21 protein-coding genes are annotated in these 19,417 nt (G+C 72.5%); 7 read left to right on the plus strand and 14 right to left on the minus strand.

The window, feature by feature from the left end:
• Window positions 1-27 precede the first annotated feature (27 nt).
• The 5 genes from K8U61_RS02740 to K8U61_RS02760 form a co-directional block, all read right to left on the minus strand.
• On the minus strand, window positions 28-552 hold the full coding sequence (locus tag K8U61_RS02740; protein ID WP_224121430.1) for a YceD family protein: 525 nt from the start codon (window positions 550-552) through the stop codon (window positions 28-30).
• A gap of 127 nt (window positions 553-679) precedes the next feature.
• Complete coding sequence (coaD, locus tag K8U61_RS02745) at window positions 680-1,165, minus strand: pantetheine-phosphate adenylyltransferase (protein WP_224121431.1); 486 nt, start codon at window positions 1,163-1,165, stop codon at window positions 680-682.
• Between the two features lie 21 nt (window positions 1,166-1,186).
• Complete coding sequence (rsmD, locus tag K8U61_RS02750) at window positions 1,187-1,759, minus strand: 16S rRNA (guanine(966)-N(2))-methyltransferase RsmD (RefSeq protein WP_224121432.1); 573 nt, start codon at window positions 1,757-1,759, stop codon at window positions 1,187-1,189.
• Window positions 1,756-3,990, minus strand: coding sequence for an ATP-dependent DNA helicase RecG (locus K8U61_RS02755; protein WP_224121433.1), 2,235 nt, complete (start codon window positions 3,988-3,990; stop codon window positions 1,756-1,758). The genes rsmD and K8U61_RS02755 overlap by 4 nt, the downstream gene beginning before the upstream one ends.
• Window positions 3,991-4,003: 13 nt before the next feature.
• The gene (locus K8U61_RS02760; protein ID WP_224121434.1) at window positions 4,004-5,668 is read right to left on the minus strand and encodes a DAK2 domain-containing protein; all 1,665 of its coding nucleotides are present in this window, start codon (window positions 5,666-5,668) and stop codon (window positions 4,004-4,006) included.
• A gap of 120 nt (window positions 5,669-5,788) precedes the next feature.
• Between K8U61_RS02760 and rpmB the strand changes: the two genes are divergently transcribed.
• Window positions 5,789-5,974 (plus strand): 50S ribosomal protein L28, encoded by a 186-nt coding sequence (gene rpmB, locus K8U61_RS02765; RefSeq protein ID WP_011756723.1) that lies wholly within the window; start codon window positions 5,789-5,791, stop codon window positions 5,972-5,974.
• A 223-nt stretch (window positions 5,975-6,197) separates the two neighbouring features.
• On the opposite strand, the gene K8U61_RS02770 is transcribed toward rpmB, so the two are convergent.
• Window positions 6,198-7,148 (minus strand): thiamine-phosphate kinase, encoded by a 951-nt coding sequence (locus tag K8U61_RS02770; RefSeq protein ID WP_224121435.1) that lies wholly within the window; start codon window positions 7,146-7,148, stop codon window positions 6,198-6,200.
• A 100-nt stretch (window positions 7,149-7,248) separates the two neighbouring features.
• Between K8U61_RS02770 and K8U61_RS02775 the strand changes: the two genes are divergently transcribed.
• A complete protein-coding gene (locus K8U61_RS02775; protein WP_056149245.1) occupies window positions 7,249-7,485 on the plus strand; it encodes an Lrp/AsnC family transcriptional regulator in 237 nt (78 codons plus the stop codon).
• Between the two features lie 56 nt (window positions 7,486-7,541).
• The gene (locus tag K8U61_RS02780) at window positions 7,542-7,976 is read left to right on the plus strand and encodes a DUF3515 domain-containing protein (protein WP_224121920.1); all 435 of its coding nucleotides are present in this window, start codon (window positions 7,542-7,544) and stop codon (window positions 7,974-7,976) included.
• Window positions 7,977-7,988: 12 nt separating this feature from the next.
• On the opposite strand, the gene K8U61_RS02785 is transcribed toward K8U61_RS02780, so the two are convergent.
• A complete protein-coding gene (locus tag K8U61_RS02785) occupies window positions 7,989-9,122 on the minus strand; it encodes a D-alanine--D-alanine ligase family protein (RefSeq protein WP_224121436.1) in 1,134 nt (377 codons plus the stop codon).
• Between the two features lie 32 nt (window positions 9,123-9,154).
• On the opposite strand from K8U61_RS02785, the gene K8U61_RS02790 reads away from it, so the two are divergent.
• Window positions 9,155-10,231, plus strand: a complete 1,077-nt coding sequence (locus tag K8U61_RS02790) for a trans-sulfuration enzyme family protein (RefSeq protein WP_224121437.1) — start codon at window positions 9,155-9,157, stop codon at window positions 10,229-10,231.
• Between the two features lie 9 nt (window positions 10,232-10,240).
• Here K8U61_RS02790 and K8U61_RS02795 read toward each other — a convergent pair whose 3' ends face one another.
• Both K8U61_RS02795 and K8U61_RS02800 read right to left on the minus strand, forming a co-directional pair.
• Entirely contained in the window at window positions 10,241-11,242 is a 1,002-nt protein-coding gene (locus K8U61_RS02795) for an NAD(P)H-dependent glycerol-3-phosphate dehydrogenase (RefSeq protein ID WP_224121438.1), read from the minus strand.
• A complete protein-coding gene (locus K8U61_RS02800) occupies window positions 11,243-12,010 on the minus strand; it encodes a lysophospholipid acyltransferase family protein (protein ID WP_224121439.1) in 768 nt (255 codons plus the stop codon).
• Between the two features lie 56 nt (window positions 12,011-12,066).
• On the opposite strand from K8U61_RS02800, the gene cofC reads away from it, so the two are divergent.
• The gene (gene cofC / locus K8U61_RS02805; protein ID WP_224121440.1) at window positions 12,067-12,693 is read left to right on the plus strand and encodes a 2-phospho-L-lactate guanylyltransferase; all 627 of its coding nucleotides are present in this window, start codon (window positions 12,067-12,069) and stop codon (window positions 12,691-12,693) included.
• 65 nt (window positions 12,694-12,758) lie between these two features.
• Here cofC and K8U61_RS02810 read toward each other — a convergent pair whose 3' ends face one another.
• The 3 genes from K8U61_RS02810 to leuC all read right to left on the minus strand — a co-directional run bounded on the left by K8U61_RS02810 (window position 12,759) and on the right by leuC (window position 15,747).
• The gene (locus K8U61_RS02810) at window positions 12,759-13,442 is read right to left on the minus strand and encodes an HU family DNA-binding protein (protein ID WP_224121441.1); all 684 of its coding nucleotides are present in this window, start codon (window positions 13,440-13,442) and stop codon (window positions 12,759-12,761) included.
• A gap of 276 nt (window positions 13,443-13,718) precedes the next feature.
• Complete coding sequence (gene leuD / locus K8U61_RS02815; RefSeq protein ID WP_224121442.1) at window positions 13,719-14,330, minus strand: 3-isopropylmalate dehydratase small subunit; 612 nt, start codon at window positions 14,328-14,330, stop codon at window positions 13,719-13,721.
• A gap of 1 nt (window position 14,331) precedes the next feature.
• Window positions 14,332-15,747 (minus strand): 3-isopropylmalate dehydratase large subunit, encoded by a 1,416-nt coding sequence (gene leuC, locus K8U61_RS02820; protein ID WP_224121443.1) that lies wholly within the window; start codon window positions 15,745-15,747, stop codon window positions 14,332-14,334.
• Between the two features lie 125 nt (window positions 15,748-15,872).
• Here leuC and K8U61_RS02825 point away from each other — a divergent pair, with 125 nt between their 5' ends.
• Window positions 15,873-16,598 (plus strand): IclR family transcriptional regulator, encoded by a 726-nt coding sequence (locus tag K8U61_RS02825; protein WP_224121444.1) that lies wholly within the window; start codon window positions 15,873-15,875, stop codon window positions 16,596-16,598.
• A 151-nt stretch (window positions 16,599-16,749) separates the two neighbouring features.
• On the opposite strand, the gene K8U61_RS02830 is transcribed toward K8U61_RS02825, so the two are convergent.
• Together K8U61_RS02830 and K8U61_RS02835 are read right to left on the minus strand one after the other, a co-directional pair.
• Window positions 16,750-17,229: a methylated-DNA--[protein]-cysteine S-methyltransferase gene (locus K8U61_RS02830; protein WP_224121445.1), complete on the minus strand. Its 480-nt coding sequence runs from the start codon at window positions 17,227-17,229 to the stop codon at window positions 16,750-16,752.
• Window position 17,230: 1 nt separating this feature from the next.
• Window positions 17,231-18,718 (minus strand): AlkA N-terminal domain-containing protein, encoded by a 1,488-nt coding sequence (locus K8U61_RS02835; protein ID WP_224121446.1) that lies wholly within the window; start codon window positions 18,716-18,718, stop codon window positions 17,231-17,233.
• A 166-nt stretch (window positions 18,719-18,884) separates the two neighbouring features.
• Between K8U61_RS02835 and K8U61_RS02840 the strand changes: the two genes are divergently transcribed.
• Window positions 18,885-19,388, plus strand: a complete 504-nt coding sequence (locus tag K8U61_RS02840) for an alpha/beta fold hydrolase (RefSeq protein WP_224121447.1) — start codon at window positions 18,885-18,887, stop codon at window positions 19,386-19,388.
• The last annotated feature ends 29 nt before the right edge of the window (window positions 19,389-19,417 follow it).

Below are 19,417 nucleotides of genomic sequence, written 5' to 3' on the forward strand. Positions count from 1 at the left end.
GCGACCGGGGATGTCCCGGTCATGTCGTCAGTCTTGGTCCTGCTGGTCCTGCTGGAGGGCGGTCAGCCCCGCCCACCGCGGGTCGATCGCAGCCTCGTGCGTGTGGTCGGGGTCGTCCTTGAGCCGGACCCCACACTCGGGGCACAACCCGGGACAGTCGTCCTCACACAGCGGCTGGAACGGTAGTGCGAGCACCACCGCGTCCCGCAGCAGAGGCTCGAGATCGACCAGGTCTCCCTCGAGCGTGCTGACCTCGTCGTCCTCCTCGGAGGGGTCGTGATGGTCCTCGTAGACGAACAGCTCCTGGAAGTCGACCACGATCTCGTCGGTGATCTCATCCAGGCACCGCGCGCACTCACCGGCGAGCTCGGCCGAAGCCTCGCCCGTCACCAGCACACCCTCCATGACCGCTTCCAGCCGCAGGTCGAGCTCGACCGGCGAGCCTTCCGGGACACGGAGGACTTCGATGCCCAGATCTGCCGGTGCCGGAACCGTCCGCTTCACCTGACGCTGGGACCCCGGGCGGCGGCCGAGCTCGCGGGTGTCGAGCACGAGCGGCGCTCTCGGGTCCAGGCTGCTCAGGTTTCTACTTCCGAATTCAGGCACAACAGATCAGCGAGAAGCGTACCGGTCGGCGGTGGGCCGGGCAAAAGGACGCGGCCGGGGCCGCCGCGGGTGGTCAGGACCGGCGCTCCGCGAGCCGCTCGACCAGGCGTGCGTGGACGGCCGCCGGGACGAGGGCGGAGACGTCGCCGCCGAACGACGCGACCTCCTTGACCAGGCTGGACGAGACGTAGCCCCACGACTCGTTGGTGGTGAGGAAGACGGTCTCGACGCCGGTGAGGTGGGCGTTCATCTGCGCCATCGGCAGCTCGTACTCGTAGTCGTTGCCCCCGCGCAGGCCCTTGACGATCGCGGTCGCGTCGATCTCGCGGCAGAAGTCGACGATCAGGCCGGTGAAGCCGCGCACGGTCACGTTCGGGATGTCGGCGCAGGTCTGGCGGAGCATCTCGATCCGCTCGTCGGGGTCGAAGAGCCGACCCTTGGAGGGGTTGGTGCCGGTCGCGACCACCAGCTCGTCGAAGAGCCGGGCCGACCGCCGGATGATGTCGAGATGACCGTTGGTCACCGGATCGAACGAACCGGGGCACACGGCGCGCGTCATGGCGTGGAGGCTACCGGCTGGCTACCGGGTCGCGGCGGGTGACTCGGCGTACCAGAGCGTGGTCTCGCCGTAGCGACGCGAGCGCACCTCGGCGAACCCCTCCGGCCAGACCGGCTCGGGGCTGCGCGCCGACCGCTCGACGACCACCAGCGCGCCCGGGACCAGCCACTCGTGCTCGGCCAGGGCGGCGAGGTCGGCGGCGAGCTCGGGCTCGGTGAGCGGGTAGGGCGGGTCGAGGAAGGCGATGTCGTAGGGCGCGCTCGGGGTCTTGCGGAGCGTCGGCGCGACGCCTGCGGCGACGACGTCGGCCCGGGCGAAGCCGATGGTCCGGGCGTTGGTGGAGACCAGCGCGGCGGTGCGCCGGTCCTGCTCGACGAGGGTGACGACCCCGGCCCCGCGCGACCACGCCTCGAGACCGACCGCACCCGACCCGGCGTACAGGTCGAGGAAGCGGAGCTCGGACAGCGAGCCGCACCACGCCTCGATCGCGGAGAAGAGCGCCTCGCGGACGCGGTCGCTGGTGGGCCGGGTCGCGGCGCCCCGCGGGGTGGCCAGACGCCGTCCGCCGGCGCTGCCGCCGATGATCCGGGTCACGACTTGTCCATGAAGTCGGCCTGGACGGAGGCCTCGAGGCGCGCGACCTCGGCGGCGAGCCCGGGCGCCTGGGCGAGGTCGGCGTCGGCGTCGAGGAGCGCGCCGGCGGCCTCGCGGGCCTGCACGATCGTCTTCTCGTCACGGAGCACGCGGAGATTCTGCAGCCCCGAGCGGTAGCCCGACTGCGACTTCCCCAGAACATCTCCCTCGCGACGCTGCTCGAGGTCGACCCGGCTGAGCTCGAAGCCGTCCGTCGTGGCGGCGACCGCGTCGAGCCGCTCCCGCGCCGGGGTGGCGGCCTCGGCGCGGGAGACGAGAAGGCACAGGCCCGGCAGGCCGCCCCGGCCGACCCGGCCGCGCAGCTGGTGGAGCTGGGAGACGCCGAAGCGGTCGGCGTCGAGGAGCACCATCGTGGTCGCGTTGGCGACGTCGACGCCGACCTCGATGACGGTCGTGGAGACCAGGACGTCGACCTCGCCCGCGGCGTACGCACGCATCACGCGGTCCTTGTCCTCCGGCGCCATCCGGCCGTGGAGACGCTCGACCCGCAGGCCCTCGAGCGGACCGGACGCGAGCTGCTCGACCACCTCCTCGACGGCGGCGAGACCGCCGGTCGGGGCGTCGCGGGTGACCGGGTTGTCGTCCTCGTCGAGGTCGAGCTGGTCGGTCTCGCCCTGCTCCTGCTCGTCGCCGGTGATGCGCGGGCAGACGACGTAGGCCTGGTGCCCCTTGGCGACCTCCTCCCGCACCCGCTCCCACACCCGACCGAACCAGGTCGGCTGCTCCGCGAGCGGCACGACCGTCGTCTGGATCGGCGCCCTGCCCGCCGGAAGCTCGGTGAGCGTGGAGATCTCCAGATCGCCGAAGACGGTCATCGCGACGGTGCGCGGGATCGGGGTGGCGGTCATGACGAGCACGTGCGGCGGCGCTCCTGCCTTGTCGGTGAGCGCTGCCCGCTGCTCGACCCCGAAGCGGTGCTGCTCGTCGACGACGACCAGGCCGAGGTCGGCGAAGATCACCTTCTCCTCGAGCAGGGCGTGGGTGCCGATGACGATGCCGGCCTCCCCCGTGGCGATCCGCGACATCGGCGCGGTGCGCTGGGCCTTCGTCATCGAGCCGGTGAGGAGCTCGACGTTGGTGGCGTCGGCCGCACCGCCGAGCATGCCACCGGACGCGAGGTCGCCGAGCATCGCGGTGATCGAGCGGTGGTGCTGCTGGGCGAGCACCTCGGTGGGGGCGAGCAGCGCGGCCTGGCCCCCGGAGTCGACGACGCGGATCATCGCCCGGAGCGCGACGAGGGTCTTGCCGGAGCCGACCTCGCCCTGGAGGAGGCGGTTCATCGGGTGGTCCTGGGCCAGGTCGGCCTCGATCTCCGCGCCGATCTCGCGCTGCCCGGCGGTGAGCTCGAAGGGGAGCCGCTCGTCGAACGCGGCGAGCAGCCCACCCCCGCCGGTGCGGGACCGGGCGCCGAGGGCGTGCACCTCGCGGCGGCGCCGGGCGAGCACGAGCTGGGTGACCAGCGCCTCCTCGAACCGGAAGCGCTGCTGGGCCCGGGTGATCTCGGCGTAGTCGTTCGGCGCGTGGATCAGCTCCAGCGCACGCCGGGCGTCGAGGAGGTCGTAGCGCTCCCGGACCTCGGCGGGCAGGAGGTCCGGCACGTCGTCGACGACCGTGAGCGCGAACGCGATGGCCTTCTGGAGGTCCCACGAGTCGACGCTCTTGGTGAGTGGGTAGATCGGGTAGAAGGCGCGCAGGGCGTCCAGGGACAGCTCGGCGAGGTCCTCGCCGCCGTCGCCGAAGAGCACCATCTGCGGGTTGGTGAGCTGCCAGGTGCTGCGGAACCGGCCGACCTTGCCGAGGAAGATCCCGCGCCGGCCCTCCGCCAACCGGCGCTGGTTCCACTCCGCGACGCCGCGCGACTTGGCGAAGAAGGACATCTGGAGCCGGGCGCCGTCGGCGTACACCTCGGTCTCGACGCGGTAGGCCGTGCGGCCGGTGCGGCGGTCGTTGTAGGGCTTGAGCTCGGGCTCGCCGAGCCGGCCCGAGATGGTGAGCATCTCCCCCTCGTGCAGACCGTCGACGCGGGTCAGCTCGCCGGTGCGGATGTAGCGGCGCGGGAAGTGGTGGAGCAGGTCGCCGACGGTCCTGATGCCGAGCCGTTCCTCGATGGCGTCGCTCTTCTTCTTGTGGTCCCCCAGGACGGCGCCGACGGGCGAGTCGAGACCGATCACCGTGCGCGCCCCCTCACTCGACCGACATCAGGAGCGGGTAGCGCTCCTGGCCACCGTCGTACACCACGACGTCGACAGCCGGGTGACGGTCCTCGACCCAGCCGGCGCAGCGGGTGGCCAGCGACCCCTCGGCGTCCTCGCCGCCCGCGACGATCGTGACCAGCTCGCCACCGCCGCCGAGGAGGCGGTCGAGCACGTCGACGGCGACGGCGTACAGGTCGGAGCCGACGACGGCGAAGTCGCCCGCGACGACGCCGAGGACGTCGCCGGGCTCGCACGGGCCGGCCATCGTCATCGCCTGCCGCGCCGCGACTGTGACGGCGCCCTGGCGCGCGTGCCGGGCGGTGGCGGTCATCTCGAGGACGTCCTGGGCGAAGGCGCGGCCGGGCTCGTGCACGGCGATCGCGGCCAGTCCGGTGACCTGGGCCTCGGTGGGGATCACGGCCACGCGGACGGCGCCGTCGGCGTCGGCCTCGGCGGTCCGGGCGGCGATCTCGGCCACGCGCATCGAGTCGGGGTCGTTGGGCAGCACGATCACCTCGGCGGCGGCGCACTCGGTGATCGCGGCGAGCACCTCCCCGGTCGACGGACGCCGGCCGGGGCCGCCGTCGACGACCACGGCGCCGGCCTCCTCGAAGAGCGCGCGCAGGCCGGGACCGGCGGCGACCGCGACCACCCGACGGCCCACGCGCGTCGCGGCCGGGCGCCGGCGCGCCTCCTCCACCTGCTCGGCGAAGTGGGTGACCCGGATCCGGTAGGGGCGGCCGGCGACGATGCCGGCCTCGATCGCGGCGCCGACGTCGTCGACATGCACGTGGACGTTCCAGAGGCCGTCGCCGCCGACGACCACGAGGGAGTCGCCGAGGCCCGCGAGGGTCGACCGGAGGCCGGGGACGGCCGCGTCGTCGGCGTCGAGGAGGTACATCACCTCGTACGCGGGCCCGTCGGGACTCAGGTCGCCCTCGGTCGCCTGCTGCGGGATCGGGATGTGCCGGCTGCCGATCGGCGAGGTGACCGGGCTGGGGCGGCGCCCCGTGAGGACGGTCTCGGCGGCGTCGAGGATCACGCTGACCCCGCGTCCGCCGGCGTCGACCACGCCCGCCTCGGCCAGGGCCGGCAGCTGCTCGGGCGTGCGGGCGAGCGCCTCGCGGGCGCCGGCGGCCGCGGCGGTGAAGACGTCGCGCGCCCGCGCCCTCGGCGCCGCGGCGGCGACGGCGGCCGCCTCGCTGGCGGCCCGGGTGACGGTGAGCATCGTGCCCTCGACCGGCGTACCGACGGCGGCATAGCTGGCCTCGGTCGCGCTGCGGAGCGCGTCGGCCATCACCTGGGCGTTGCGCTCGTCGGGACGTGCGGCGGAGATCCGGCGGACGATCGCACCGAGCATCTCGCTGAGGATCACCCCGGAGTTGCCGCGGGCGCCGAGCAGCGCCCCGCGGGCGAAGGCCGTCAGCGCGGGCCCGAGCTCTGCCCCCGGGTCCCCACCCGTCTGCTCCCGCACGGCGTCGCGGGCGGCGGAGACGGTGAGGAACATGTTGGTGCCGGTGTCGCCGTCGGGCACCGGGTAGACGTTGAGGGCGTCGATCTCCTCACGCGCGCCGGCGAGCGCGTCGGTGGCGATGTCCACGAACCGGAGGACCACCCCTAGAGTGATCGCACCGCTACGGGGGGTCGCCTCCATGACGCCGAACCCTAGTGGCCGCTGCTCGATTTCGGGCTCGGGGTGGGCATCGGATACTCTTGTGCGGTTGCCCGCCCAGCGGGCCCTTCGTTCTGATCCCGATCGTTCCAGGAGTACACGGTGGCTGCCGTCTGCGACATCTGCGCCAAGAAGCCCGGCTTCGGCAACAACCGACCGTGGTCGCGCAAGATCACGAAGCGTCGCTTCGACCCCAACATCCAGCGCGTCCGGGCGACCGTCAACGGCACCCCGAAGCGTCTCAACGTGTGCACCGGCTGCCTCAAGGCCGGCAAGGTCACTCGCTGACCTGAGCACTCTCCGCTGAGGCCCCGACCATCCGGTCGGGGCCTTTTGCATGCCTCCAGGCCACCGGCGCCCAGCCCCCCGCTCGTCCGGCATCGTGCCTCGGGTCGTCCCACGAGTCGCACCCGTTGCGCTCGTCAGCCAGAACCCGCCCGACGCGCCGGTCGTCCTCGGCGTGTCGGGCGGGTTTCCCCGGGCAGCCGGGGAAACCCGCTGCGGCGACGTCTCAGAAGTGGGTCCAGCCGGTGGGGCCGTCGTACGCCGCTCCGTCGACGGTGACGCCCTCCCCCTCGGCGACCGCGCCGATCACCGACCAGCCGTCGGGGACGGCGGCGACGTCCGGGAAGGTCGCGAGCAGGGCGTGGTCGTCGCCGCCGCCGAGGATGAAGCTGACCGGGTCGGCGTTGACCGCGGCGCCGACGGCGTGCAGGGGCTCGGGCACGTCGAACGCCGCCGCGTGCACGTCGATCGCGACGGCGGAGTCGGCGGCGAGGTGGCCGGCCTCGGCCAGGAGGCCGTCGGAGACGTCGATCATGGAGGTCGCACCGGCCTCGGCGGCCAGCCGGCCCGCGTCGTACGGCGGCGCCGGGCGCCGGTAGGCCTCGACGAGGACCCGCGGGGACCGGAAGCCGCGACCGAGGACCGCGAGGCCGCCGGCGGCCCAGCCCTGGCGCCCGCAGAGCGCGAGCACGTCGCCGGGGCGTGCGCCGGAGCGCAGCACCGGGGCTTCGGTGACGGCGCCGAGCACGGTCACGGCGACCACGATCTCCGAGGAGCGGGTGAGGTCGCCGCCGACGACGCTTGCGCCGACCAGCGCGCACTCGTCGGCGAACCCGCGGGCGAAGTCGATCGCCCAGGCGGCGGGCAGGTCCCCGGGCGCGCCGAGGCCGACGGTCAGGGAGGTAGCCCGCCCACCCATCGCGTTGATGTCGGAGAGGTTCTGCGCGGCGGCCCGGTGGCCGACGTCCTCCGCGGAGGCCCAGTCGCGGCGGAAGTGGCGCCCCTCGACCATGAGGTCGGTGGAGACCACCACGTGCCCGCTCCGCACGCGGAGCACGGCGGCGTCGTCACCGGGCCCCACCAGCACCTGCTCCCCCTGCGGGAACAGCCCGACGAGCTCGGAGATCAGGGCGAACTCGCCGACGTCGGCAAGCGTGGCGTCTGGGGCGATCGGCATGAGGCCATCCCACCAGATGACGGGCCCACTACCTCACGGTAGGTTGGCCGTCACAAGCACGACACATGCCCGACCAGAACTAACCAGCAGGGAGAGCACGATGGTCGTCCAGGCGTACATCCTGATCCAGACCGACGTCGGCAAGGCCGCCGAGGTCGCCTCGGCGATCGCCCAGGTCAAGGGCGTGACCCTGGCCGAGGACGTCACGGGTCCCTACGACGTGATCGTGCGTGCCGAGGCCCGCAATGTCGACGAGCTCGGCAAGCTGGTCGTCTCGAAGGTCCAGAACCTCGACGGCATCACCCGCACGCTCACCTGCCCGGTCGTGCACATCTGACCGTGCCAGCGCGCGTACGCCGACGCCCCGCCTCCGTCTGGACGCGGGGCGTCGTCGTGTGCGCCGTGCTGCTCGGGGCGTCAGGCTGCGACAGCGGGCCACCGGAGATCGATCGACCCGACCTCCCGGCCGCCCAGGACACCGCGTGCAGGGACATCGTGACCGGACTGCCCGCCACCCTCGACGGCGAGAAGTCGACGGAGGTCACTGGCGCGACGGCGTACGGCGCCGCATGGGGAGATCCCGCGATCGTGCTGACCTGCGGGGTCGGCGCCGTCGACCTGACCGACGTACCGAAGTGCACGACGGTGAACGGCCTCGACTGGATCGTGCAGGAGTCGGACGACCACACCACGTTCACCACCGACGGGAGGCGGCCTCGGGTGCAGGTGGTCGTGCCCGACGACTACGACGAGCCGGCCGGGCTGCTCACCGGGCTCACCGACGTCGTGCGTGACCACTCCAGGGTCGAGGACCGCTGCCTCGCCTGACCGGGGCGAGGTTCAGCGCAGCCCGGTGTCGCGCGCCAGCGCGAGCCGGATCAGCCGGTCCACGAGCGCCGGGTAGTCGACTCCGGAGGCGGCCCACATCTGCGGGTACATCGAGGTCGGCGTGAAGCCGGGCATCGTGTTGATCTCGTTGATCACCAGGCGGCCGTCGGGGAGCACGAAGAAGTCGACCCGGGCCAGTCCCTCGCAGCCGACGGCCTCGAAGGCCTGGACGGAGAGCTCGCGGATCCGGGCGGTGACCTCCTCGGGCAGGTCGGCCGGGATGTCGATCTCGGTCTGCTGGTCGGGAAGGTACTTGGCCTCGAAGTCGTAGAACTCGTGGTCGCCGCCGACCCGCAGCTCGGCCGGGAGGCTGGTCTCCGGGGTGCCGTCGAGCGCCTGCAGCACGCCGCACTCGATCTCGCGGCCATCCGCGGCGTACGCCTCCAGCAGGACCTTGGGGTCGTAGCGCAGCGCCTCGTCGATCGCGGCGGCGAGCTCGGACGCGTCGTGCACCTTGGAGATGCCGATGCTGGAGCCGCCGCGGGTGGGCTTGGCGAAGAGCGGGTAGCCCAGCTCGTCCGCACGCTCGCGGCAGCCGACCTCGTCCTGCTCCCACTGGCGGGCGGTCACGGTCGTCGACGGGAGCACCGGGAGGCCGGCCGCCGCCAGCACGATCTTCATGTAGGCCTTGTCCATGCTGACCGCGGAGGCCAGCACGCCGGCGCCGACGTAGCGCACCCCGGCCATCTCGAACATGCCCTGGATGGTGCCGTCCTCACCCCACGGCCCGTGCAGCAGCGGGAAGACGACGTCGACCTCGCCGAGGGTCTGCGGCGGCTGCGACGGCTCGGTGACGACCAGGTCGGTCGTGCTGGCCTCGGGCACCAGCGCGATCGTGGCGCGGTCGCCGTCGACGCTCGGCAGCCGGTCGGCGCCGGTGATCCGCAGCCGCTCCGGGTCGCCGGCCTCGAGCACCCACCGGCCGTCGGTGGCGATGCCGATCGGCACCACGTCGTAGACGTCACGGTCGATCGCGGCGAGCACGCTGCCTGCGGTCACGCACGAGATCGCGTGCTCGCTGGACCGGCCGCCGAAGACGACGGCGACGCGGGGCTTGCGGGACGCCCGACCCGATGGGGAGTTCATCGGCACGACCCTATCCACCTAGCCTTGCGCCCATGCCCGAGGACTCGCGTGATCTGCGCCCCGCCACACTCGCCGTGACCACCGGCCGGCCGCCGCACGAGCCGGACCAGCCGCTCAACCACCCGCTGATGATGGCGTCGACGTACGTCGCGGGCGGCGACCGGGAGTACGGCCGCTACGGCAACCCGACCTGGAGCGCGTTCGAGGACACGCTCGGGGCGCTGGAGGGTGGTCGCGCGCTCGCGTTCTCCACGGGTATGGCCGCGACCACGACGGTCCTCGACCTGGTCGGCCACGACGCGCTCGTGGTGGCGCCCGCGCACTCCTACACGGGCACGCTCCTCGAGCTCGCCGACCTGGAGAGCCGCGGCCGGATCCGCACGAAGCTCGTCGACATCACCGACACCGAGGCCGTGGTGGCGGCGGTCGAGGACGCCGCACTGGTGTGGTTCGAGTCCCCCACGAACCCCGCGCTCGAGCTCGCCGACATCGCGGCGATCAGCGAGGCCGCGCACGCGGCCGGCGCGTACGTCGTCGTCGACAACACCTTCGCGACGCCGATCAACCAGCGGCCGCTGACGATGGGCGCCGACATCGTCGTCCACTCGGCCACCAAGTACCTCGCCGGCCACAGCGACGCCCTCCTCGGCGCCGTCGTCACGGCGAACGACGAGCTCTACGCCGTGCTCAAGGGCCGTCGCGACCTGCTCGGGGCTGTCCCGGGCACGCTCGAGGCGTGGCTGGCCGCCCGTGGCCTGCGCACGCTGCACCTGCGGGTCGAGCGCGCCCAGCAGAACGCCGCGGAGCTGGTCCGCCGGCTCGGCGGTCACCCGGCGCTCTCCGAGGTCCGCTACCCCGGCTTCGGCGCGATCGTGTCGATCGTGCTCACGAAGGGTGAGCTCTCGGCCGACCTGCTGTGCCGGACCACCGAGCTCTGGGTGCACGCCACGTCCCTGGGTGGCGTCGAGTCGACGCTGGAGCGCCGTCGGCGCTGGAAGGCCGAGCCGCGGACCATCCCCGAGGGCCTGGTCCGCCTCTCCGTGGGCGTCGAGGACGTCGAGGACCTCTGGGCCGACCTCGAGCAGGCGCTGGCGCCGCTCGGCGACTGAGCCGGAGCCTCAGTCGGTCTCCGCCTTGGTCTCCCGCGAGATCAGCGAGTCCATCATCTGCTGCGGACCCATGCGGCCGGCGACGACCGCGTCGACGTGCTCCGCGAGCGGGGCGTCGACGCCGGTGCGCTCGGCGAGCGCGAGGAGCGACGAGCAGGACTTCGCGCCCTCAGCGACCTGCCGCGTGGTCGCGTAGATCTCCTCGGTGGTCATGCCCTGCCCGAGCTTCTCGCCGAAGGTGCGGTTGCGCGAGAGCGGCGAGGAGCAGGTGGCCACCAGGTCACCGAGGCCGGCGAGGCCCATCAGGGTCAGCGGGTTGGCGCCGAGCGCCATCGCCAGCCGCGCGGTCTCGGCGAGGCCGCGGGTGATCACCGACGCGGTCGTGTTGTCGCCGAAGCCGAGCCCGACCGCCATGCCGACGGCGAGCGCGACGACGTTCTTGTAGGCGCCGCCGAGCTCGCAGCCCAGCACGTCGACACTGGTGTAGGGCCGGAACGCCGGTGAGTGCACCCGCGCCTGCAGCAGCTTGGCGACGGACTCGTCCTGGCAGGCGACCACCGAGGCGGCCGGCTCGCGGCGCGAGATCTCCTTGGACAGGTTGGGTCCGCTGACCACTGCGATCCGCTCGGGTCCGGCGCCGGTGACCTGCTGGATCACCTCGCTCATCCGGTTGAGCGTGCCGAGCTCGACGCCCTTCATCAGGGACACGAAGACGGCGCGGTCGTCGACGTACGGCGCCCACTCGGCGAGGTTGTCCCGCAGCGTCTGCGACGGCGTCGCCAGGACGACGAGGTCCGCGTCGTGCGCGGCCTTCTCGATGTCGTGGGTCGCGCTGATCGACTCGGGCAGCTCGATTCCGGGCTGGTACTCGGTGTTCTCCCGACGGTCGTTGATGCTCTGGGCGAGCTCCTCGCGGCGCGCCCAGATCGTCACGTCGTTGCCGGCGTCCGCGAGCACGATCGAGAACGCCGTCCCCCACGAGCCCGCTCCGAAGACCGCGACCTTGCTCATTCAGGCGTCCTTTCCGGGGAGCTTGTTGGGGTTGCCGGTCTGGCGCACGCCGGCCTTCTTCATGTCGAAGCGCTCGGCCGGTGCGGTCGCGCCGCGCACCTCCTCGACGAGCGCGGTGATCGAGGCCATGATCCGGTCGGTCGCCTCCTGGACGACCGCGAGCGTCCGCGGCTCCTTGGCTGCCAGATCGCTGAGGTCGAGGGGCTTGCCGACCTTCATGGTCACGAGCTTGCGGGGGTAGAGGTCGGGCTTCTTCGCGTACGGCGCGAGCAGCTGCTGCGCGCCCCACTGCCCGACCGGGATCACCGGGCATCCGGTCTCGAGCGCGATCCGCGCCGCGCCGGACTTGCCGGTCATCGGCCAGCCGTCGGGATCGCGGGTGATGGTGCCCTCGGGGTAGACCACGACGCACTTGCCGTCGTGCACCGCCTCGACGGCGGCGTCGAAGGCACCGGCGGCGTTCTTGCTCAGCCGCTCGACCGGGATCTGGCCCGCTGCCCGGAAGAACGCGCCCAGCGCCTTGTTCCTGAACAGGCCCGACTTCGCGAGGTAGTGCGGCAGCCGCCCGTGGTCGTAGACCAGGTGGGCCGCCGTCAGCGGGTCGACGTGCGAGACGTGGTTGAGCACGATGATGCAGCCGCCGCTCGCGGGGATGTTGTCCCCGTCGATCCACTCGTGCTTGGTGGTCGACACCAGTGCCGCCCGCACGATGGGCTCGGCGAGGTGCCACGCCCAGCTCTGCTTCTCCTGCATCTTCCGAACCGCCACGTGCGCAGGCTACTCGGTCGTGTCCCCGTTCCCGGGGCCTGACAGGATCAGGGGCGATGTCCGAGCAGCAGTACGTGGTCCTGGTCCCGGTGAAGCCCCCGGCGATCGGCAAGTCGCGCCTCGTGGGCCTCGACCCCGACGTACGCCGCGAGCTGGCCGAGGCCTTCGCCCAGGACGCCGTCGTCGCCTGCCTCGAGGCCAGCCTCGTCGGAGCGGTCCTCGTCGTGACCGACGACGCCCACTTCTCCCGGGCGCTGACGGCCCTGGGCGCGGCGGCGATCCCCGACGGCGTGAGCGACGACCTCAACGGCAGCCTGCGCCAGGCCGCCGCCGAGGCCGGGCGCCGCTGGCCGGGCCTGGTGCCGGTCGCGATGTGCGCCGACCTCCCGGCGCTGCGATCGGCCGACCTCGACGCCACCCTGGCGCGGGTCGACCCGTCGCGGCCGTGGTTCGTCCCCGATGCCGACGGCGTCGGCACGACGCTCTACGTCGCCGCGCTCGACGAGTTCGACCCACGCTTCGGCCCCGGGTCGCGGGAGGAGCACCTCGACACCGGCGCCCGTCAGCTGACCGGGGTCCCGGCGTCGGTGCGGCAGGACGTCGACAACCTGGCGGACCTCCGGGCGGCGTCCGCCCTGGGGCTCGGTCGGCGCACGGCGGCGCTCGCGGCCGACCTCGTCTGACTCGCGGTCCGGAACGACGAAGGGCCCCACCCGGTCGGGTGGGGCCCTTCGTCGTCGGTGGAGCGTCAGGCCTTCTTGGCGGCCTTCTTGGCCGGGGCCTTCTTGGCGGGAGCCTTCTTGGCCGGCGCCTTCTTGGCCGGTGCCGCCTGCTTGGCCGGAGCCTTCTTGGCCGGCGCCTTCTTGGCGGGTGCCGCCTTCTTGGCCGGGGCCTTCTTGGCGGGAGCCTTCTTCGCCGGCGCCTTCTTGGCGGGAGCGGCCTTCTTGGCCGGAGCCTTCTTGGCCGGTGCGGCCTTCTTCGCCGGTGCCGCCTTCTTCGCCGGTGCCGCCTTCTTGGCCGGTGCCGCCTTCTTGGCCGGAGCGGCCTTCTTCGCCGGAGCCGCCTTCTTGGCAGCAGCGGCCGCCTTCTTGGCCGGAGCCGCTGCCTTCTTGGCCGCACCGGCCGATGCGGTCACGGTGAGCTTCGGGAGCTTCTTCGCGCCGGAGACGACGTTCTTGAGGTCCGCACCAGCGGTGAACTTCGGCACCGAGGTCTTCTTGGCCTTGATCCGCGCACCCGTCTGCGGGTTGCGGACCCAGCGGGCCTCGCGGACCCGCTTCTCGAAGGAGCCGAAGCCGGTGATCGCGACCTTCTCGCCCTTGGCGACCTCACGCGTGATCGTGTCCAGCACGGACTCGAGGGCGTGCGAAGCGGCCTTCTTGTTCCCGTCGAATCGCGCCGAGAGTGCGTCGATGAACTCTGACTTGTTCACTGTCTTCCCTTCAATGAACTGAACATGGTCGAGCCCGTGCTCGACATTCTTCAACGCACGCTAGGTATTCGTGGCCACACTCACAATCACCAAGGCGTGTTTTGCGGTGTGTTTTTGACATGTTTTTCGACACCGATCAGATGCCGATCCCCTGTCAACCGTGGAGATTTCACGCTTTCAGCGGCCCCGAAGATTGGTCGCCCGAAATGCCACGAGGCCGGGAATCCCCAGTCCTGCTTGGGAAAACCCGGCCTCACGGACCGTGACGATGCGTGGTCAGCCGACGCCGTGCAGCGTCTTCGGCTTCCAGCTCGGGCGGGTCGACTCGTACGCCGCGATGTCACCCTCGTGACCCAGCGTGATGCCGATGTCGTCGAGACCCTCGAGCAGCCGCCAGCGCGTGTAGTCGTCGATGTCGAAGGAGTCCTCGATCCGGTCGGGGCCCTCGCCGGCACTGACCGTGCGGGCCTCGAGGTCGACCGTGACGCTCGCGCCCGGGTGCTCCTCGAGGTAGTCCCACAGCCGCTGCACGACCTTCTCGTCGACCCGTCCGGTGAGCAGCCCGGCCTTGCCGGAGTTGCCGCGGAAGATGTCGCCGAAGCGCGGCGAGATGACGGCCTTGAACCCGTAGTTCTGCAGGGCCCAGACCGCGTGCTCGCGCGACGACCCGGTGCCGAAGTTGGGTCCGGCGACGAGCACCGAGCCCGCGGAGTACGCCGGGTTGTTGAGCACGAACGACGGGTCGTTGCGCCAGGCGGCGAAGAGTCCGTCCTCGAAGCCGGTGCGCGAGACCCGCTTGAGGTACTCGGCCGGGATGATCTGGTCGGTGTCGACGTCACTGCGACGCAGCGGGACGCCGATGCCCGTGTGGCTCGTGAACTTCTCCATGTCAGTTGCTCCCAACGGTGAGGAGATCAGCAGGGGACGAGAGGGTGCCGCGGATCGCGGTCGCCGCGGCGACCGGCACCGAGACGAGGTGGGTGCGCCCGCCCTTGCCCTGGCGTCCCTCGAAGTTGCGGTTGGAGGTCGAGGCGCTGCGCTCGCCCGGCGACAGCGTGTCGGGGTTCATGCCCAGGCACATCGAGCATCCCGCTCCACGCCACTCGGCGCCGGCCTCCTTGAAGACCAGGTCGAGGCCCTCGTCCTCGGCCTGCAGCCGGACCCGCGCGGAGCCGGGAACGACGAGCATGCGGGTGCCCTCGGCGACCTGGTGGCCCTTGATGACCTCGGCCGCGAGTCGCAGGTCCTCGATGCGGCCGTTGGTGCAGGAGCCGACGAAGACGGTGTCGATCCTGACCTCGCGCAGGGGGGTGCCGGCCTCGAGGTCCATGTACCGCAGGGCGTTGGTCGCCGCGACCTGGTCGATCTCGTCCTCGAAGTCGCCCGGCGCCGGCACCGATCCACCGAGCGGCGCGCCCTGACCGGGGTTGGTGCCCCAGGTGACCCACGGCGTCACGTCGGCGGCCTCGATGACGATCTCGCGGTCGAACTCCGCGTCCTCGTCGGTGACCAGCGTGCGCCAGTGCGCGACCGCGGCGTCCCACTCCTCGCCCTTCGGCGACTCGGGGCGGTCCTTCAGGTAGGCGAAGGTGACATCGTCGGGAGCGATCATGCCGGCCTTCGCGCCCCACTCGATGCTCATGTTGCACACGGTCATCCGCGCCTCCATCGAGAGCTCGCGGATGGCCTCGCCGCGGTACTCGACGATGTAGCCCTGGCCACCGCCGGTGCCGGTCTGGGTGATCAGGTAGAGGATCAGGTCCTTCGCGGTCACCCCTTCGGGGAGGCTGCCGTTGACGGTCACGGCCATCGTCTTGGGACGGGCCTGCGGGAGCGTCTGGGTCGCGAGCACGTGCTCGACCTCGGACGTGCCGATGCCGTGTGCGATCGCACCGAAGGCGCCGTGGGTCGAGGTGTGCGAGTCGCCGCAGACGATCGTCATGCCGGGCTGGGTCAGGCCGAGCTGCGGACCGACGACGTGGACGATGCCCTGCTCGATGTCACCGAGCGGGTGGAGCCGGACGCCGAACTCCTCGCAGTTCTTGCGCAGCGTCTCGACCTGGGTGCGCGAGACCGGGTCGGCGATCGGCTTGTCCCAGTCGAGGGTCGGGACATTGTGGTCCTCGGTCGCGAGGGTCAGGTCGGGGCGGCGTACCTGCCGGCCCGCGAGCCGCAGTCCGTCGAAGGCCTGCGGCGAGGTCACCTCGTGGATGAGGTGGAGGTCGATGAAGAGGAGGTCCGGCTCCCCGTCGACCGACCGGACGACATGCTCGTCCCACACCTTCTCCGACAGGGTCTTGCCCATGGCTCTCTCTCCTCAGCACGGGTGGGTCACCGGAAGCCCATCCACATCGATGGGTACGTCGTGATCCCTGATACAGGCGGAGCGTACTACTTGCATCCCATGATCTGAGACGACAGTATTGCCATATGGACAACTCCAGTGGCGTCGGCGTCCTCGACAAGGCCGCCCTCGTGCTCACGGCTCTCGAGTCCGGACCGGCCACGCTCGCCGGCCTCGTCGCGGGCACCGGCCTGGCCCGTCCCACCGCTCATCGGCTCGCCGTCGCGCTCGAGCACCACCGTCTCGTCGCCCGCGACATGCAGGGACGCTTCATCCTCGGCCCGCGGCTGGCCGAGCTGTCCGCAGCCGCCGGCGAGGACCGCCTGCTCGCCACGGCGGGCCCGGTGCTGGCCCGGCTCCGGGACATCACCGGCGAGTCGGCCCAGCTCTGGCGACGCCAGGGCGACCACCGCGTCTGCGTGGCCGCCGCCGAGCGACCGAGCGGCCTGCGCGACACGATCCCGGTCGGCTCGCAGCTGACCATGCGCGCCGGCTCCGCCGCCCAGGTGCTGCTGGCGTGGGAGGACCCGGAGCGGATGCACCGGGGCCTCCAGAACGCCGCCTTCTCGGCCGCCGCTCTCTCCGGCATCCGCCGTCGAGGCTGGGCGCAGTCCGTCGGCGAGCGTGAGCAGGGCGTCGCGTCGGTGTCGGCACCGGTCCGGTCCCCCGGCGGCAAGGTGATCGCCGCCGTGTCCGTCTCCGGGCCGCTCGAGCGCCTGTCCCGCCAGCCCGGCCGCATGCACGCCCCCGCCGTCCTCGCCGCCGCCGAGCGGCTCTCGGAGTCGCTGCGCCGGGCCGCCGCCGAGGGCTGACCGAGGCTGCCTGCCTGCCTCGCGGGTGCAGGGGTCTGTAACGCCTGGTTACGGCTTGTTCCCAGGGCGTTGCAGCACCGTGGGAACAGCGAGTAACCAGGCGTTACAGGCGCTGGCCGGCTCGAGCAGGCACACGCGCATCAGACGCGCGCTAGAACAGCCCGTCGACCTCGAGCGAGAGCAGGAGCTGCTTGCGCTCGAGCCCGCCGGCATAGCCGGTGAGCGTGCCGTCGGCGCCGATCACCCGGTGGCACGGGATCACGATCGGGATCGGGTTGCGGCCGTTGGCCAGACCGACCGCGCGGGACGCCGCGTTGGTCATGCCGAGCCGGTGCGCGATCTCGCCGTACGACGCGGTCTCGCCCCAGCCGACGCCGAGCAGCTGGTCCCACACGCGCTTCTGGAAGTCGCTGCCGGCGGGCGCGAGCGGGAGGTCGAACTCCTTGAGGTCGCGGTCGAAGTACGCCGCGAGCTGGCGCGCGCCCTCGACCAGGACCGGGTGGTCGTCCTGCTGCTGACCCCGAGGCCGGCCGTCACGATCGGCGAACGGGGAGAACTCGATCGCGGTGATCGCGCCGTTGTGCTCCACGAGCCGCAGCGGCCCCACGGGTGAGTCGACGACGGTCCACATGTCACTGCTCCTTCGATGAGTGAGTCTGCCAGAGGTAGAGCTGGGCATAGGACCTCCACGGTCGCCACGCCTCCGCGAGCCGGGCCGCATCGGCCGGGTCGCGCCCGAGCCCTCGCAGCGCGTCGCGGATGCCGATGTCGGTCGGCAGGAAGACATCGGGGTGGCCGAGGGCGCGCAGCGCGACGTAGTCGGCGGTCCAGGGCCCGATGCCGGGGATGGCGAGGAGGGCACTGCGCACCTGGTCGCGATCCGGTCCGCGGTCCAGGGCGATGGTCCCGTCCGCCAGCGCCGCGCAGAGGCCGACGAGCGCACGGCCGCGGCTGCGCGGCATCGGCAGCTCCTCGGGCTCGAGCGTCGCGATCGTGCCGGCGTCGGGGAAGAGGTGGGTGAGGCCGTCCTCCGGCTGGGCGACCGGCGGCGCGAGCGGGCGTCCGTGCGCGGCGACCAGCCGTCCGGCGACGGTGCGCGCCCCGGCCACACTGACCTGCTGGCCGAGCACCGCGCGCACCGCGATCTCGTGGCCGTCGACGTGACCGGGCACGCGCAGCCCCGGCCAGCGCCGGACGAGCGGACCGACGAGCGGGTCGCCGGCGAACGCGTCGGCCACCGCGACCGGGTCGCAGTCCGCGTCGAGCAGCCGGCGCACGCGCTCGGTCGCGGCCGCGGTGTCGCGCAAGTCCTCGAGCCGGAACGTCGCGGTCGCGAACGCCGTGCCGCCGGGCTCGGCGACGTCGGGGAGCTCGAGCCGGACCGTGCCGGAGCCGTGGGGCAGCGCCAGGGTGCGGGCGTACCAGCCCTCCCCCGCCGCCTCGACGCCCGGGACCGCGCGCAGGGCGAGGAAGTCGAGCAGCGCACGGCCGGCGTACGGCGTCCGGACGGCGAGCCGCATGGTGACGGTGCCCGTCGCGGGCCGGCCGCCGCGACGTCCGCGCAGCTCGGTCGGCGAGGAGGCGTAGACCTCGCGGATGGTGTCGTTGAACTGCCGCACGCTGGAGAAGCCCGCCGCGAAGGCGATGTCGGCGTAGGTGAGGTCGGTGGTCTCGATGAGCACCCGAGCGGTCTGGGCGCGGCGGGCGCGGGCGAGGGCCAGCGGGCCGGCGCCGAGCTCGGCGGTGAGGATCCGTCCGAGGTGCCGGGCGGTGTAGCCGACGCGCGCGGCGAGGCCGTCGACACCGTCGCGGTCGACGACCCCGTCGGCGATCAGGCGCATGGCCCGGCCGGCGGCCGTCGCCGCGACGTCCCAGTCCGGGCTGCCGGGGGTGGCGTCGGGCAGGCAGCGCTTGCACGCCCGGTAGCCGGCCGCCTGGGCCGAGGCCGCGCTCGGGTGGAACGTCACGTTGTGGAAGGCAGGGGTCCGCGCCGGGCACGACGGTCGGCAGTAGATGCCCGTGGTCCGGACGGCGGTGTAGAACACGCCGTCGAACCGCCGGTCGCGTGACTTCACCGCGCGGTAGCAGGACTCCGGGTCGAGTCTCGTGGTCGCCGTCATGGGTTCATCCTCGCCCATGCCACCGACACCCTCTGGCGGAAATCGGACACCGCCACAGGACGTCTCCTTCACGGTCGGCGCACAGGTTGTTTCGGGTGGTCGTCGGGTCCGTAACGTTCTGTTGAACACGGCCCGGATGCTCCCCGCACGCTCCTACGCTCCGCCCATGGCCCGCGTCGTCCTCCTCCACGGCACCGGGACGACCAGCGCCGTGTGGGACCTCGTCATCCCCCTGCTCGGCCCGCGCGACGGCCACGACGTGGTCGCCCTCGACCCGCCGCGGACCGGAGGCCTGGACCGGGAGGTCGCCTGGCTGCGGCCACGGGTCGCCGGGTGCTGGGTGGTCGGCATGGGCGACGGCGCGACCCTGGGGCTCGCCCTCGCCGCCGCTGGCGCCCCGCTCGCCGGCGCGGTGCTGCACGAGCCGGAGATGCTCCAGGGCTTCGAGCCGCAGCCGCCCGCGCTCGCCTGCGGACCGGTCACCGTGACCTACGGCGCGTGGTCGCCCGGCGTACGGCGTCAGGCGGCGGAGGCGCTCCGGGCGCGGTGGGGCTACCGCGTCCGCGAGCTCCCGGGCAGCGGGCACGTCGCGGCCCTCGACGCCCCGGAGGCGTTCGCCCACCTCGTCGGAGCGACGATGCGAGGGGGTGCGCGTGGAGCCCCCGTCTAGGCTGTCCCCCTCAGGGGAGGGACGGAGGG

Origin of the sequence: Nocardioides mangrovi (assembly GCF_020073815.1) — a bacterium.
In the GTDB taxonomy this organism is placed as follows: domain Bacteria; phylum Actinomycetota; class Actinomycetes; order Propionibacteriales; family Nocardioidaceae; genus Nocardioides; species Nocardioides mangrovi.

Coding starts and splice junctions, on each gene's coding strand:
- coaD (WP_224121431.1), bottom strand. CDS start 1,165: ATGACGCGCGCCGTGTGCCCCGGTTCGTTCGATCCGGTGACCAACGGT.
- K8U61_RS02760 (WP_224121434.1), bottom strand. CDS start 5,668: ATGGAGGCGACCCCCCGTAGCGGTGCGATCACTCTAGGGGTGGTCCTC.
- K8U61_RS02770 (WP_224121435.1), bottom strand. CDS start 7,148: ATGCCGATCGCCCCAGACGCCACGCTTGCCGACGTCGGCGAGTTCGCC.
- K8U61_RS02775 (WP_056149245.1), top strand. CDS start 7,249: ATGGTCGTCCAGGCGTACATCCTGATCCAGACCGACGTCGGCAAGGCC.
- K8U61_RS02785 (WP_224121436.1), bottom strand. CDS start 9,122: ATGAACTCCCCATCGGGTCGGGCGTCCCGCAAGCCCCGCGTCGCCGTC.
- K8U61_RS02790 (WP_224121437.1), top strand. CDS start 9,155: ATGCCCGAGGACTCGCGTGATCTGCGCCCCGCCACACTCGCCGTGACC.
- K8U61_RS02795 (WP_224121438.1), bottom strand. CDS start 11,242: ATGAGCAAGGTCGCGGTCTTCGGAGCGGGCTCGTGGGGGACGGCGTTC.
- cofC (WP_224121440.1), top strand. CDS start 12,067: ATGTCCGAGCAGCAGTACGTGGTCCTGGTCCCGGTGAAGCCCCCGGCG.
- leuD (WP_224121442.1), bottom strand. CDS start 14,330: ATGGAGAAGTTCACGAGCCACACGGGCATCGGCGTCCCGCTGCGTCGC.
- leuC (WP_224121443.1), bottom strand. CDS start 15,747: ATGGGCAAGACCCTGTCGGAGAAGGTGTGGGACGAGCATGTCGTCCGG.
- K8U61_RS02825 (WP_224121444.1), top strand. CDS start 15,873: ATGGACAACTCCAGTGGCGTCGGCGTCCTCGACAAGGCCGCCCTCGTG.
- K8U61_RS02830 (WP_224121445.1), bottom strand. CDS start 17,229: ATGTGGACCGTCGTCGACTCACCCGTGGGGCCGCTGCGGCTCGTGGAG.
- K8U61_RS02835 (WP_224121446.1), bottom strand. CDS start 18,718: ATGACGGCGACCACGAGACTCGACCCGGAGTCCTGCTACCGCGCGGTG.
- K8U61_RS02840 (WP_224121447.1), top strand. CDS start 18,885: ATGGCCCGCGTCGTCCTCCTCCACGGCACCGGGACGACCAGCGCCGTG.